General features: G+C 59.2%; 11 protein-coding genes. 10 read left to right on the top strand and 1 reads right to left on the bottom strand.

Annotation, left to right across the window (positions count from 1 at the left end; translation table 11 throughout):
- Window position 1 precedes the first annotated feature (1 nt).
- From M2401_RS23835 to M2401_RS23790, 10 genes are all read left to right on the top strand, one after another.
- On the top strand, window positions 2-2,206 hold the full coding sequence (locus tag M2401_RS23835) for a Het-C domain-containing protein (RefSeq protein ID WP_259106471.1): 2,205 nt from the start codon (window positions 2-4) through the stop codon (window positions 2,204-2,206).
- A 105-nt stretch (window positions 2,207-2,311) separates the two neighbouring features.
- Complete coding sequence (locus tag M2401_RS23830; protein WP_259106469.1) at window positions 2,312-3,925, top strand: ABC transporter substrate-binding protein; 1,614 nt, start codon at window positions 2,312-2,314, stop codon at window positions 3,923-3,925.
- Window positions 3,926-4,209: 284 nt separating this feature from the next.
- Complete coding sequence (locus tag M2401_RS23825) at window positions 4,210-5,832, top strand: ABC transporter substrate-binding protein (RefSeq protein WP_259106467.1); 1,623 nt, start codon at window positions 4,210-4,212, stop codon at window positions 5,830-5,832.
- Between the two features lie 305 nt (window positions 5,833-6,137).
- Entirely contained in the window at window positions 6,138-7,736 is a 1,599-nt protein-coding gene (locus M2401_RS23820; RefSeq protein WP_259106465.1) for an ABC transporter substrate-binding protein, read from the top strand.
- A 116-nt stretch (window positions 7,737-7,852) separates the two neighbouring features.
- Window positions 7,853-9,232, top strand: coding sequence for an OprD family porin (locus M2401_RS23815; protein WP_409033975.1), 1,380 nt, complete (start codon window positions 7,853-7,855; stop codon window positions 9,230-9,232).
- Between the two features lie 145 nt (window positions 9,233-9,377).
- Window positions 9,378-10,973, top strand: a complete 1,596-nt coding sequence (locus M2401_RS23810; protein WP_259106463.1) for an ABC transporter substrate-binding protein — start codon at window positions 9,378-9,380, stop codon at window positions 10,971-10,973.
- Between the two features lie 75 nt (window positions 10,974-11,048).
- Entirely contained in the window at window positions 11,049-12,059 is a 1,011-nt protein-coding gene (locus M2401_RS23805) for an ABC transporter permease subunit (RefSeq protein WP_259106461.1), read from the top strand.
- A gap of 10 nt (window positions 12,060-12,069) precedes the next feature.
- The gene (locus M2401_RS23800; protein ID WP_259106452.1) at window positions 12,070-12,981 is read left to right on the top strand and encodes an ABC transporter permease subunit; all 912 of its coding nucleotides are present in this window, start codon (window positions 12,070-12,072) and stop codon (window positions 12,979-12,981) included.
- 10 nt (window positions 12,982-12,991) lie between these two features.
- Entirely contained in the window at window positions 12,992-13,960 is a 969-nt protein-coding gene (locus tag M2401_RS23795) for an ABC transporter ATP-binding protein (RefSeq protein WP_259106450.1), read from the top strand.
- Complete coding sequence (locus M2401_RS23790) at window positions 13,960-14,934, top strand: peptide ABC transporter ATP-binding protein (RefSeq protein WP_259106448.1); 975 nt, start codon at window positions 13,960-13,962, stop codon at window positions 14,932-14,934. Before M2401_RS23795 ends, M2401_RS23790 begins: the two co-directional genes overlap by 1 nt.
- Before the next feature lie 327 nt (window positions 14,935-15,261).
- Here the strand turns inward: M2401_RS23790 and M2401_RS23785 are convergent, their stop codons facing one another.
- Window positions 15,262-15,627, bottom strand: coding sequence for a DUF6508 domain-containing protein (locus M2401_RS23785; protein WP_259106447.1), 366 nt, complete (start codon window positions 15,625-15,627; stop codon window positions 15,262-15,264).
- Window positions 15,628-15,638: the final 11 nt, after the last annotated feature.

Below are 15,638 nucleotides of genomic sequence, written 5' to 3'. Positions count from 1 at the left end.
GATGAGTCCCAGCCACAGAAACACCTGTCCTATCCGCGCCTTGCTGCGCCCGACCAACACCCAGATCCAGAGCATGCCCGTGCCTTCGGCCCACCTGCAGAGCAACTTCGCCCTTGAGCAGTTGACCGAGTTGGCAACGCGCAGCGCTACACCACAGTTCGTCATGCTGATGGCATCGATCTTCGGCTTCGACCTGCCGCCGCGTGTCTATATAAAGCTTCAGCAATCCCTGTGTCAGCGCACCTTCGAGCCGCCCCTGCACCGGATCAACCATGAGGCCAGCGACCCGGCCGACTACGATAACGGCAGTCGCACCATCAATATCCATCCCCTGGCCTTCGATCAGTTGCTGCAAGCACCCGAGCGCGCCTGGGAGCTACTGGCGCTGCTGCTGCATGAGTTTGGCCATCATGTGGATAACGTGCTGCGCCAGGATCTGGCCGAGGACATCGTTCGTACCGGCGATGCCCGGGGCGAGGAAGGCTTGCGCTATGCCCGTGCGATGGCTGACTGCGTGATCACCCGAGAGCATGCAATCAGTATTGCTCGCTACACGCTGGCGGACGCGGACGAAGCAGAAATTATCGTCGACTGCGCTGACGCCATGCAGGCCATCGCCCGCTTTCAGGGCGGCAGTGGCATGGATGTCGGCAAAGGCACGAATCATCGTGAAGGCTTTGAAGCCGGCAGCAGTGATGACCATCACGAAGGCCGCTTCAGTCACGAAACCATCGAGGCAGGCCTGGCAGGGCTGGGCTTTAGCGGAGATGAGCGCCAGACCGTCTATTTCGGCAACTGGCTGCGCGATTACTCGCAGTTGCTCGACCCGAAAATAGTGCGCGGCGCCGATACGCCCAAGGACTTCCCGGACCTTCTGTCCCGTTCGGCCCTCACCCGGATCGTCGATGTGCTGGCCGCGCGAAAATTCAACGCACTGCGCAAAAAACACTCCGCCGACTTCACCGTGACCGAGGCAAAACTTGGGGTGTACCGCCCCAGCGAGCATGTCGATAACCCCAGGGTCAGCAATCCCAAACCGCAGGATCCCAAGAGCCGCGATGCGGATTTCGAACCTTGGGTACTGCCCGATAACGCCCTGCTGGAAGTGGTTCACCAGAGTTCGATGAAACGTTACCTGCAGCGCTCTCTGGACTATATGCGCCAGGAGCTGGCCCATGTCATACGCCTGGGCCGCACCACTGAAGGGCTGCAACGACTGGGCGCTGCCCTGCACGTGCTGGAGGATCTTTTCGCCCACTCCAACTACGTCGAGCTGAGCTTGATCAAGCAGGGCTATAAGGTCCTGCCCTGGACGTCCAAGGTCGAGTGCAGGCATCAATTTCCCTTGGTGACGGGTACGTTCAGCGGCGCCGATGTGATTGGCAGCCTTGCCTATCCGCTGGCAAAACTGATTGCGCCGGTGCAAGCCCCGGACATCAGCCTGCGAGTCCCCGGCGAGCGGTCCGATAACGAAAAGATGACGCTGATTCTTCTCGAAGAACATCAGAACCCGGAATGGCTCCTTGCCTATACGGCGTACCTGGAGTTTCGCGATGTGATGAGCCAGACCGCAGTTGGCAAATACTTGAAGCTCTACTGGCAGTTCACCGCACTGCCGCTGCAGCAGATCAAAAATGTCTACGGCACAGTTTTCCAGGCCGTATTCAAGATGGTCGGCAACAGCATCGGCGACGTCCAGTCTGAGTTTGGCGATCCCAACAGCAATGGCTCGACCGATCCGACCCACTCACAGCTGGCCAAGGACCATGCCGAACACCCCTTCCACGAGTTGGCGGCTAATCTGGCGGGCATGGCCGTTATCGACGTAGTGAAGGCAGTGGTCGACCACTGGAACGGCGTGCCTGGAGATGATCCGCTCAGCGTTGCCAGTGCGTACTTTGCTCACCCCAACGACAGTCAGTGGCAGGATGAAACGGTCAGGCAATGGGCTGAGGCTCACTCAGAAGCCATCAGACGAGGCGGCCTGAAAAGCGAACTGGACAAAGTGCATCAGCAACTGCGTGACTCGATGACAGCTGAATTGACCAGACTCGGGCAAGATGGCATGACCTCCTGGCAGTACGTATTCAGCACCATTCAGGAGCTTCTGGGCATAGGTGACCTGCTCGACAAGAACGCGGTGCCCGGCAAAGACGGCAAATTCAACACCAAGGACTTCGGCAAGCATGTCATTCAGATCAGTTGATATAACGATTTGATTCTTGTGTGAAAAGTCTCGGCTGCGGCATGCTCGGAAGTCTGCCCGTTCGTCGCCCTGCGACGCTTCTCCTGCCGCACGCTTGAGGTCCCCATGAGTCCACGCTCCACAAGAACAGTGCCATTCAAACCATTGCTGCTGGCGGCCATGCTGGCCTGCGCGCCGTTTGCCCACGCCGCCGGAACCCTGGTGTATTGCTCAGAAGCCAGCCCCGCGGGCTTTGATCCGAGCCAATACACCAGCGGTACCGACTTCGATGCCTCGGCGGAAACCGTGTTCAACCGCCTGACCCAGTTCAAGCGTGGCGGCACCGAAGTCGAGCCGGGGCTGGCGACCAGTTGGGACGTCGCTGCCGATGGTTTGACCTACACCTTCCATCTGCGTCAGGGCGTGAAATTCCACACCACCGATTACTTCACCCCGACCCGGGACTTCAACGCCGACGACGTGCTGTTTACCTTCAACCGTCTGCTCGACCCCAACCAGCCATTCCGTAAGGCCTACCCGTCCGAGTCGCCGTACTTCAACGACATGGACATGAACAGCACGATCAAGAGCGTCGAAAAAATCGACGACAAGACCGTACGCTTCAACCTGAACAATATCGACGCGGCCTTCATCCAGAACCTGGCCATGAGCTTCGCCTCGATTCAGTCTGCCGAATACACCGACCAGTTGCTCAAACAGGGCAAGGCCGAAGACATCAATCAGAAGCCGGTCGGCACCGGGCCGTTCGTGTTCAAGCGCTATCAGAAGGATTCGCAGATCCGCTACAGCGCCAACAAGAACTACTGGAAGCCCGAGGACGTCAAACTCGATAACCTGATCTTCTCCATCAATACCGATGCCGCCGTGCGCCTGCAGAAGCTCAAGACCGGCGAATGCCAGGTCAGCGGCTACCCACGTCCACAGGACATCGAGCAGGCCGAAAAAGACCCGAATCTCAAGGTGCTCAGCCAGGCCGGCTTCAACCTGGGCTTCCTGGCCTATAACGTCACCCACGCGCCGCTGGACCAACTCAAGGTGCGTCAGGCCCTGGACATGGCCATCGACAAGCCGGCAATCATCAAGGCGGTGTACCAGAGCGCCGGGCAACTGGCCGAAAACGCCCTGCCGCCCGGCCAGTGGAGCTACGACCCTACGATCAAGGATGCGCCCTACAATCCCGACAAAGCCAAGGCGCTGCTCAAGGAAGCCGGTGTCGCGCCGGGCACACAGATCAACCTGTGGGCCATGACAGTGCAACGTGCGTCCAATCCCAATGCACGGATGTCGGCGCAGATGATCCAGTCGGACTGGGCCAAGGTCGGCATCAAGGCCAATATCGTCAGCTATGAATGGGGCGAGTACATCAAGCGCGCCAAAGCCGGCGAGCACGACGTGATGATTTATGGCTGGACCGGCGACAACGGTGACCCGGACAACTGGCTCGGCGTGCTCTACAGCTGCGCGGCGGTCAAGGGCAGCAACTATGCCAAATGGTGCGACCCGGCCTACGACAAACTGGTGCAACAGGCCCGCCTGACGCCCAATCGCGACGAGCGCATCAAGCTCTATCAACAGGCGCAGCACATCCTCAAGGAGCAGGTGCCGATCACCCCGATCGCTAACTCCAAGGTGTTCCAGCCGATGCGCAAGGAAGTTCAGGACTTCAAGATCAGCCCCTTCGGTCTGACGCCTTTCTATGGGGTGAGCCTGGGTAAATAAGCTGAGTTTTTGGTCAGCTTAAGTAACACCCGCGCTCTGCGCGGGTGCATTTCCCACATTTCCTCGCGCCACAATAGTGCGAGAAACATTCCTGATTCCGACGCGCAAACGTTTAAATGCGCCGAAAATTATACTTTTGCGACATTCGTGTACGCCCGTGCCACTCTTTGTGCCTTCCTTGACGCCAATATCTTGCTTTGGGTATGCCCCCTGCATAAGTATCGGCAGGATCGGCTCACAAGGCCCTCCCTCTAATTCAAAAAAACACAACAACTGAGGCCACCATGCTTAAAAAAGCGGTCATCCCGTTTGTACTCAGCGCAGGTCTGCTCGCTGGTGCACCGTTCGCCCAGGCAGCATCCAACCTGGTGTTCTGCTCTGAAGGCAGCCCGGCCGGTTTCGACCCAGGCCAATACACCACCGGTACCGACTTCGACGCTGCGGCTGAAACCATTTTCAACCGTCTTAGCCAGTTCGAACGTGGCGGCACCGCAGTTATTCCGGGCCTGGCAACCAGCTGGGACGTCAGCCCTGATGGCCTGACCTACGTGTTCCACCTGCGTGAGGGCGTCAAGTTCCACACCACGCCTTACTTCAAGCCAACCCGTACCTTCAATGCCGATGACGTGCTGTTCACGTTCAATCGCATGATCAACAAGGACGATCCGTTCCGTAAGGCGTATCCGACCGAGTTCCCGTACTTCACCGACATGGCGATGGACACCAATATCACCAAGATCGACAAGGTTGACGACCACACGGTCAAGTTCACCCTGGCGACCGTCGATGCCGCCTTCATCCAGAACCTGGCGATGAGCTTCGCGTCCATTCAGTCCGCTGAATACGCAGCCCAACTGCTCAAGGAAGGCAAGCCTGAAGACATCAACCAGAAGCCTATCGGTACTGGTCCGTTCGTGTTCAAGAGCTATCAGAAAGACTCCAACATCCGTTACACCGGCAACAAGGATTACTGGAAGCCTGAAGACGTCAAGATCGACAACCTGATCTTCGCCATCACCACCGACGCTTCGGTACGTGCGCAGAAGCTCAAGAAAGGCGAATGCCAGATCACTGCCTACCCGCGTCCGGCCGACCTGGCCCCGCTCAAGGCTGATAAAGAGCTGAAAATGCCTGACCAGGCTGGCTTCAACCTGGGCTACATCGCGTACAACGTGATGCCGCAGATCAAGGACGACCCAAAGCCGAACCCGTTGGCCAAGCTGGAAGTGCGGCAGGCACTGGACATGGCCGTCGACAAGAAAGCCATCATTGATGCCGTGTATCAGGGCGCAGGTCAGCTGGCGGTCAACGCCATGCCACCGACCCAGTGGTCCTATGACACAACTATCAAAGATGCGCCGTACGACGTCGCCAAAGCCAAGGAACTGCTGAAGAAAGCAGGCGTGGCCGAAGGCACCGAAATCACCCTGTGGGCGATGCCGGTTCAGCGTCCGTACAACCCCAACGCCAAACTGATGGCCGAGATGCTCCAGAACGACTGGAAGAAGATCGGTATCAACGCCAAGATCGTCAGCTATGAGTGGGGCGAGTACATCAAGCGCGCCAAGAACGGCGAAAACGGCGCGATGCTGATTGGCTGGAGCGGCGACAACGGTGACCCGGACAACTGGCTGGGCACCCTGTTCGGTTGCGACGCGGTCAACGGCAACAACTTCGCCAAATGGTGTGACAAGCCGTTCGACACGCTGATCCACCAGGCCAAGGAAACCACTGACCAGGCCAAGCGTACCGAACTGTACAAACAGGCCCAGCACCTGCTCAAGGCTGCCGTGCCAATGACGCCTATCGCCCACTCCACGGTTTACCAACCGATGAGTGTCAAAGTACAGGACTTCAAGATCAGCCCATTCGGCTTGAACTCCTTCTACGGTGTAAGCGTCAAGTAAGACTGTGGCAACTGCGCTGTTCATACAGCGCAGTTGCTTTTTTTCTTGTCAGGAAAACTCTACTCGATGCCTGGAAAATGATTGCAAAAAGCAATCACCTACACAGCACACGGAAGTTTCCTACATACTTACTAATACCCTGACTATCTACTGTACCGCCCGACGGATAAACCTTCGAGGGCAACTGCGCTTGTCATGGCAGTTCTAATCGTGCAATCGAGAATACTTCCGGATCGAAGGCTATTCCATGCCTGTATACCGGCATGTTGCGCGTGAAAGATCATTATCGAAGGAACAGGAAAACCATGCGTAATCAACTCGCCATTTCATCGCTAATGGGGCTGGCCCTATTGGCTCAAACTCCCATTGGTCAGGCCGCCAGCAATCTGGTGTTCTGCGCCGAAGGCAGCCCGGCAGGCTTTGATATTGCCCAGTACACCTCCGGCACCGACAACGACGCCGCCGAGCCCATTTATAACCGCCTGACCGAGTTCGAAGCAGGCGGCACTGCCGTGGTTCCGGCACTGGCCACGCGCTGGGAGGTCTCCCCGGATGGCCTCACTTACACCTTTCACCTGCGCGAGGGCGTGAAGTTTCACAGCAATAAGGCATTTACGCCCAGTCGCAACTTCAACGCCGACGACGTGCTGTTTACTTTTAACCGCATGCTTGATAAAGCGCATCCATTTCGCGTCGCTTATCCGACAGAATTTCCCTACTTCACCAGTATGGGCCTGGACCAGAACATTAAGTCCGTGGAAAAGCGGGATCCACTGACCGTGGTTTTCACCCTGAACAAAGTCGATGCGGCGTTTATCCAGAATATTGCAATGAACTTCGCTTCGATTCTTTCCGCCGAATACGCTGAACAACTGCTGGCATCGGGCACTGTGCGCGATATCAATATGCAACCAATCGGCACCGGCCCGTTTGTATTCCAGCGTTATCAGAAAGACGCGCAGATTCGCTACAAGGGCAACAAGGATTTCTGGGCGCCGGAGCGTGTGAAGATCGACCAACTGATCTTCTCCATCAATACCGACGCCTCGGTGCGCATCCAGAAACTGCGCAAGAACGAATGCCTGGTCACCCTCAATCCGCGCCCCGCCGACCTGCCCGCGCTCAAGGCCGACAAGCAGCTGCAAGTGATCGAACAGGCCGGTTTCAACCTCGGCTACATCACCTACAACGTGCGCAAAAAACCGTTGGATAACCTACAGGTGCGCCAGGCGCTGGACATGGCGGTGGACAAGAAGGCCATTGTCGATGCGGTGTATCAGGGCGCAGGCCAACTGGCCACCAATGGCATGCCGCCGACCCAGTGGTCCTACGACGACAGCATCAAGGACGCCCCCTACAACCCGGATAAAGCCCGGCAGATGCTGCGCGACGCAGGTGTCAAGGAAGGCACGGAGCTGACCCTGTGGGCCATGCCGGTACAGCGCCCCTACAACCCCAACGCCAAGTTGATGGCTGAAATGCTTCAGTCCGACTGGGCCAAGGTCGGTATCAAGGCGCGCATCGTCAGCTACGAGTGGGGCGAATACCTCAAGCGCAGCAAGAACGGCGAGCACGACATCTCGCTGATCGGCTGGACCGGCGACAACGGCGACCCGGACAACTGGCTGGGGACCCTGTACAGCTGCGCCTCGATTGGCGGTAACAACTATTCCATGTGGTGCGACGAGAAATACGACGCCCTGATCAAGGCCGCCGTCGCCAGCAGCGACCGCAGCCAGCGCAGCGAGCTGTACAAGCAGGCGCAGCACTACCTCAAACAGCAAGTACCGATCACCCCCATTGCCCACTCGACGGTCAACCAACCGTTGCGTGCCAGTGTGCAGGGCTTCCGTGTCAGCCCGTTCGGTCGCAACAACTTTTCCGGCGTCAGCCTCGCCGAGTGATCAAGCGTACACAACGACTGATCCAAACCGTGCAAAGCAGGGCCACAAGCCCTGCTTCACCAAAGCCAGACCATAAAACTGGCGCTTTATAAAAAGTAATAAGGGAGCTTCAAATAGTGAAAACCGTGAGTAAAACACTACTGGCCCTGTCCATCGCCTCCATCGCGGGCATGGCTCAGGCCGAGGAAATCAGCCAGGCATTCGTCCCGACTACCGTCAGCACGGACAACGCCCAGGCAGATGCCAAAGGCTTTATCGAAGACCAGCACCTGACCGGTTCGACCCGCAACTGGTACGCCAATGAACTGGCCCGTCGCGACACCAGTTTTTCCTACAGGAAAGGCGGCGACACCCCGACTCCGACCCCGCGCCGGATCAACTGGGTAGAAGGCAGCATCCTCAACTACACCTCGGGTTTCACCCAAGGCACCGTAGGTTTCGCCACGGAATTGGCGGTCTACAACGCCGTAGCCCTGGACCGTGACCGCAAGGACATGGCCGGTGGCTCCAACCGTACCCTGACCGAAAACGACGGCGACGCCGTCGGCCAGTGGAGCAAGCTGGGCCTGGGCAATATCAAGGCCCGCGTCTCCAACACCACCCTCACCGCCGGCCGCCAGTCGGTCAACACCCCGGTGATCGCCTATATCGGCAACCGCGCGCTGCCGTCGAGCTTCCAAGGCTTCAGCCTCAAGAGTGACGAGCTGAGCAACCTGTCGTTCCAGGCCGGCAGCTTCGACCGCGTCTCGCCGCGTACCGAGCAGAGCCTGACTAAGTTCCGCTCCGAATACGCCAGCACCCGCGCCTTCGCTGACCGGATCGACATGTTCGGCATGGACTACAAACCGTCCGCAGCCCTGACCACCAGCTTCTATGCTTCGAATGTCGAAGACTTCTGGAAGCAGTACTACTTCGCTTTCACCCACGATATCGGCAACACCGATACCCTGGCTCTGAGCACCAACCTGAACTACTACAAGACCAAGGATTCCGGGGAGCGCAAGCTCGGCCCGATCGACAACGACACCTACAGCCTGTCGTTCACCGGTACCCACCAGGCCCACAGCCTGACCCTGGCGTACCAGCAAGTCATCGGCGACGAGTACTTCGACTACGCCCACGAAACCAACGCGATCTTCCTGGCCAACTCCCTGCTCTCGGACTTCAACGGCCCGAACGAGAAGTCGCTGCAGATCGGCTACGTGCTGAACATGGCCGACTACGGCGTGCCAGGCCTCAAGTTCAACGTCTACAAGGCCCGCGGCTGGGGCATCGACGGTACTCACTACAAGGGTACGGCCTACGACGTGAAGAACATGGACGGTGAACATCACTACGAATACGGGGTCGGTACTTCGTACACGATGCAAAGCGGCCCGCTCAAGGCCTCGACCATCCGCGCCACCTACACCACCCACCGTGCCAGCGAGTTCCAGGCCGATGGCAACCTGAATGAACTGCGGGTCGTGACGACGATTCCTTTCAACATTCTGTAATGAACTGAATTGGATGTGGATTTGTGGGAGCGAGGCTTGCCCGCGATGAAGTCAGCGCAGTACTTCAGATGTACCGCGTTATCGTTCATCGCGGGCAAGCCACGCTCCCACAGGTCTCCTACAGGTCTCTGATGGAGGGTTTATTTTGAAACTGATCTCACTGCGCAACTCGATTGCCCTGGCCTTGTTCAGCGTCGCAGTCGGCGTGTCGGCCAAGCCCCTGGTGGTCTGCACCGAAGCGAGCCCTGAAGGCTTCGATATCGTCCAGTACACCACTGCGGTAACGGCCGATGCCTCGGCGGAAACCATTCTCGAGCGTCTGGTCGCGTTCAAACCCGGCACCACCGACACCGTGCCGGGCCTGGCCGAAAGCTGGGAGATCAGCCCGGACGGCCTGACCTACACCTTCAAGCTGCGCCACGGGGTCAAGTTCCAGACCATCGATGGCTTCAAGCCGACCCGTGACATGAATGCCGATGACGTGCTGTGGAGCTTCCATCGCCAGATGGACCCCAAGCATCCGTGGCATGACAAGTCCCTGACCGGCTTCCCCTATTTCGAGAGCATGGACTTCAACAACCTGCTCAAGGGCGTCGACAAGGTCGACGACTACACCGTCAAGTTCACCCTGTCGCGTCCCGAGTCGCCGTTCCTGCGCGACCTGGCCATGCCCTTCACCTCGATCTACTCGGCCGAGTACGGTGACCAGTTGCTTAAAAGCGGCAAAACCGCCGAGTTGAACAGCAGACCCGTCGGCACCGGCCCGTTCATCCTGACGCGCTATGCCAAGGATGCGCAGGTCCGCTATAAAGCCAACCCCGATTACTGGAAGGGCCCGGTTCCGAGCGAAGTACTGGTTTTTGCCATCACGCTCGACAACAATACGCGCCTGCAAAAACTCAAGGCCAACGAGTGCCAGGTCGCCCTCTACCCAAAACCTGACGATATCGACAGCATCAAGAAGGATCCCAATCTCAAGCTCGACGAGATGGAAGCCATGATGACCAGCTATGTCGCCCTCAACACCTCGCACAAGTACCTGGGCGATGCGCGGGTGCGTCAGGCGATCAACCTGGCGTTCGACAAGCAGGCCTATATCAAGGCGCTGTTCGGCGAAGGCAAGGCGACCGAAGGTGTCGGGCCGTACCCGCCGACCATGCTGGGCTATGACACATCGATCAAGAACGCTGCCCACGACCCGGCCAAGGCCCGTGCCCTGCTCAAGGCCGCTGGAGTGCCTGAAGGCACGGTGTTTACCCTGTTCGCCCGCAATGGCGGGGCCGTGACCAACCCCAACCCGATGCTGGGGGCACAGATGTTGCAGTCGGATCTGGCGCAAGTGGGTATCAAGGTAGATATTCGCGTCATGGAATGGGGCGAAATGCTCAAGCGCGCCAAGAACGGCGAGCACGACATGGTCTTTGCAGGCTGGGCCGGCGACAACGGCGACCCGGACAATTTCGTCACACCGAACCTGAGCTGTGATGCAGCGAAGAACGGTGAGAACTACGCTCGCTGGTGCAACAAGGCGTTCGAAGACGCCATCAGCGCAGCACGGGCCAAGACCGATCCGGCAGAGCGCGCCGCGCTTTACCAGAAGGCCCAGCAAGTGTTCAACCAGGAGCAACCGTGGATCAGCCTGGCTTACCCCAAGCTGTTCACTGCAATGCGCAAGAACGTCGAGGGCTATCACATTAGTCCCCTGACCAATAACAACTTCACCACTACCGGCGTGAAGTAAAAGAAGAAACGCCCGTCGTCGATCAATCCGAGAGACGACGGGTATGCCTAACCGGCTGATGAGGTACACCAGAAGATGTTGAGTTTTATTGCCCGCCGGGTGGGGTTGTTGATACCCACCTTCTTCGGCATCACCCTGCTGACCTTCGCCCTGATTCGCCTGATTCCAGGTGACCCGGTCGAAGTCATGATGGGCGAACGCCGGGTAGACCCCGTAATGCACGCCCAAGCCATGGAACGTCTTGGCCTGAACAAGCCCCTGTATGCGCAATATATCGACTACGTCGGCAAGCTCGCCCATGGCGATCTCGGCGAGTCCCTGCGCACCCGCGAAAGCGTGTGGAGCGAGTTCACATCGCTGTTTCCGGCCACGCTGGAACTGTCGATTGCCGCCCTGATATTCGCTGGCATCCTGGGGCTGCTGGCCGGGGTGATCGCGGCACTCAAGCGAGGATCCCTGTTCGACCATGGGGTCATGGGTATCTCGCTTGCGGGATACTCGATGCCGATCTTCTGGTGGGGCCTGATCCTGATCATGTTCTTCTCAGTGTCCCTGGGCTGGACGCCGGTCTCGGGGCGGATCGACCTGCTCTACGACATCCCGCCGCGCACCGGTTTCATGCTGATCGACACCCTGCTCAGCGATGAGCAAGGCTCGTTCCTCGATGCCCTGCATCACCTGATCCTGCCGGCCATCGTGCTGGGCACCATCCCGCTGGCTGTAATCGCCCGGATGACCCGCTCCTCGATGCTCGAAGTGCTGCGCGAAGACTATGTGCGTACCGCACGGGCCAAGGGCCTGTCGCCTGCGCGCGTGGTATTCGTCCACGGCCTGCGCAACGCGCTGATCCCGGTACTGACGGTGTTCGGCCTGCAGGTCGGCACGCTGCTGGCCGGTGCGGTGCTGACCGAAACGATCTTCTCCTGGCCGGGTATCGGCAAGTGGCTGATCGAGGCTATCGGCGCCCGTGACTACCCTGTCGTACAGAACGGCATTCTGCTGATCGCCTGCCTGGTGATCCTGGTCAACTTCGTCGTGGATATCCTCTACGGCCTGGCCAACCCACGCATCCGTCATCAGCGCTGAGACCACGACCATGAGCACACCTACTCCTGTGGCAGCAGTCGATCAAAGCCTGCTGTATCCATCCCCGTACAAAGAGTTCTGGCAAGCCTTTGCCAAGAACAAAGGCGCCGTCGCGGGCCTCGCATTCATGCTGTTGATCATCTTCTGCGCCTTGTTCGCGCCGTGGGTTGCACCCCATGATCCCAGCGAGCAGTTCCGCGACTTCCTGCTGACGCCGCCAGCCTGGCTCGAAGGCGGGCAGATGCGCTTTCTGCTCGGCACCGACGAGCTGGGTCGCGACCTGCTGTCGCGCCTGATCCAGGGTTCGCGCCTGTCGCTGCTGATCGGCCTGTCCTCGGTGGTGATGTCGCTGATTCCGGGCATCTTCATGGGCCTGCTCGCCGGGTTCTTCCCGCGCATTCTGGGCCCCTCGATCATGCGCCTGATGGACATCATGCTGGCCCTGCCGTCGCTGCTGCTGGCCGTCGCCATTGTCGCCATCCTCGGCCCAGGCCTGATCAACACCGTGATCGCCATCGCCATCGTCTCGCTGCCGTCCTACGTGCGCCTGACCCGGGCCGCCGTGATGGGTGAACTGAACCGCGACTACGTGACCGCCGCCCGTCTGGCCGGTGCCACTCTGCCACGCCTGATGTTCATCACCGTGCTGCCCAACTGCATGGCGCCGCTGATCGTTCAAGCGACCCTGAGTTTCTCCTCGGCAATCCTCGATGCCGCTGCACTGGGCTTCCTCGGTCTGGGCGTGCAACCGCCAACGCCCGAGTGGGGCACCATGCTCGCCTCGGCGCGGGACTACATCGAACGCGCCTGGTGGGTGGTGAGCCTGCCCGGCCTGACCATCTTGCTCAGCGTGCTGGCAATCAACCTGATGGGCGACGGCCTGCGCGATGCGCTGGACCCGAAACTCAAGAACGCCGCCTGAGGAGGTTCACATGTCACTTTTAAGCATCAAGAATCTCAATGTCCGCTTCGGCGACAGCAACGCCGTTCCTGTTGTCGACGGCCTGTCCCTGGAAGTGGAAAAGGGCGAAGTCCTGGCCATCGTCGGCGAATCGGGTTCCGGCAAATCGGTGACCATGATGGCGCTGATGGGCCTGATCGATCACCCCGGCATCATCACCGCCGACTCGGTCAACTTCGACGGCCAGGAACTGCTCAAGCTGAGCAATCGCCAGCGTCGCCGCATCGTCGGCAAGGACCTGGCCATGGTGTTCCAGGACCCGATGACCGCGCTCAACCCCAGCTACACCGTCGGTTTCCAGATCGAAGAAGTGCTGCGCCAGCACCTCAATCTGTCCGGCAAGGCGGCGCGTCAACGTGCCCTCGAGCTGCTGGAAAAAGTCGAAATCCCCGGCGCCGCCCAACGTCTCAATGCCTACCCGCACCAGTTGTCCGGCGGCATGAGCCAGCGCGTTGCAATCGCCATGGCCATTGCCGGTGAGCCCAAGCTGCTGATCGCCGACGAGCCGACCACGGCCCTGGACGTGACCATTCAGGCGCAGATCATGGAGCTGCTGCTGAGCCTGCAGAAAGAACAGAACATGGCACTGGTGCTGATCACCCACGACCTCGCTGTCGTCGCCGAGACCGCTCAGCGCGTCTGCGTGATGTACGCCGGGCAAGCGGTGGAAGTCGGTCAGGTCCCCGAGCTGTTCGACATCCCCGCGCACCCTTACGCCGAAGCCTTGCTGGCAGCGATTCCCGAGCACAGCATGGGCGCCGAGCGTCTGGCGACATTGCCAGGCATGGTCCCCGGTCGCTATGACCGCCCACAAGGTTGCCTGCTGTCGCCGCGCTGCCCGTACGTGCAGGACAACTGCCGCACCCAGCGCCCAGGCCTGGACCCGAAAGCCCATAGCCTCGCACGCTGTTTCTATCCGTTGAATCAGGAGGTGGCGTAATGAGCGTCGTTCTTACCGCCCGCGACCTTACCCGTCACTACGAAGTCTCCCGTGGCATGTTCAAGGGCCACGCCCTGGTGCGCGCCCTCAACGGTGTGTCGTTCGAACTGGAAGCCGGCAAGACGCTGGCTGTGGTCGGTGAATCCGGCTGCGGCAAGTCGACCCTGGCCCGGGCCCTGACCCTGATCGAAGAGCCGTCATCCGGCTCGCTGAAGATCGCCGGACAGGAAGTCACTGGCGCCAGCAAGGCCGAGCGCAAGCAACTGCGCCGCGACGTGCAGATGGTGTTCCAGAGCCCTTACGCTTCGCTCAACCCGCGGCAGAAAATCGGTGACCAGTTGGGCGAGCCCCTGCTGATCAACACCAACCTGTCCAAGGAAGAACGTCGGGAAAAGGTTCAGGCAATGATGGCTCAGGTCGGTCTGCGTCCTGAGCACTACCATCGTTACCCGCACATGTTTTCCGGTGGTCAGCGCCAGCGGATCGCCCTGGCCCGGGCCATGATGCTGCAACCCAAGGTGCTGGTGGCGGACGAACCGACTTCGGCACTGGACGTGTCCATCCAGGCTCAGGTGTTGAACCTGTTCATGGACTTGCAGCAGCAGTTCCAGACCGCCTACGTGTTCATCTCCCACAACCTGTCGGTGGTGCGTCACGTCGCCGATACGGTGTTGGTGATGTACCTCGGCCGCCCGGCGGAAATGGGTCCCAAGGAAGAGATCTACAACCGTCCGCTGCACCCTTACACCCAGGCCTTGCTGTCGGCGACCCCGACCATTCACCCGGACCCGCTCAAGCCGAAGATCAAGATCGTCGGCGAGCTGCCCAACCCGCTCAACCCGCCAACCGGCTGCGCCTTCCATAAGCGCTGCCCCTACGCGACCGAGCGCTGCGTGAACGAACTGCCGGAACTGCGCCTGATCGATAATCGCCAGGTGGCTTGCCACCACGCCGAGCAGTTTGTCGCGGCGTAATACAGGCAATAAAAAAGGCGGTGTGCCTGTTCGACACACCACCTTTTTATCAGGGCAATACACATCAACCTGGGTAGCGGATTTATCCGCGAAGACGGTAGGCGAGACGATGCAACTGCATTGAATGTAACGGCCTCTTCGCGAATGAATTCGCTCCCACAAATCGCCTCAACTCAAATATACGCTGGACAACACAGATCCTGTGGGAGCGTGGCTTGCCCGCGAATAGGCCGGTACATTCGCCGCGTCCTCTGTGGCTGAAAACCGTATTAGCGGGCAAGCCTCGCTCTCACACAATTGACTCTCAAAGCCGCTCCTGCCCCTGGCTCAAAGTGCGGCGAACAGAACCCGCAACCGATCCAGAGCCGCCTCCAGGTACCCTGAACGCAGCAAGTGCTCAAGATGCCCGGTATAAAAGCGATCACACCGCAGATTGGCAATCAGCAATTTTCTCACCATCGCCGCATCGGCCTTGTCCAGCACTGTCAGGTCGGCAAGCTGATCATGTTTTCCGGCAAACTCTGTCATCCAGTCGAACGGAGCCATAAAGTCCGTCGCATAGATAACCGCAAGAAAGGTGCTCAATTCGCGCTGTTGCTCTTCATCTGACAGGGCTTTTAGTCTGGAAAAATCCGGCGTATGGCAGAGAATGATTTTGACAGTCTTTCTTGAAGGTAGAGGTAAAACAGTCACGGCATCATCCT

Source organism: Pseudomonas sp. JUb42 (assembly GCF_024807945.1).
In the GTDB taxonomy this organism is placed as follows: domain Bacteria; phylum Pseudomonadota; class Gammaproteobacteria; order Pseudomonadales; family Pseudomonadaceae; genus Aquipseudomonas.
The sequence above is the reverse complement of the archived record's forward strand: the minus strand, read 5'-3'. Positions and strand labels throughout refer to the sequence as shown.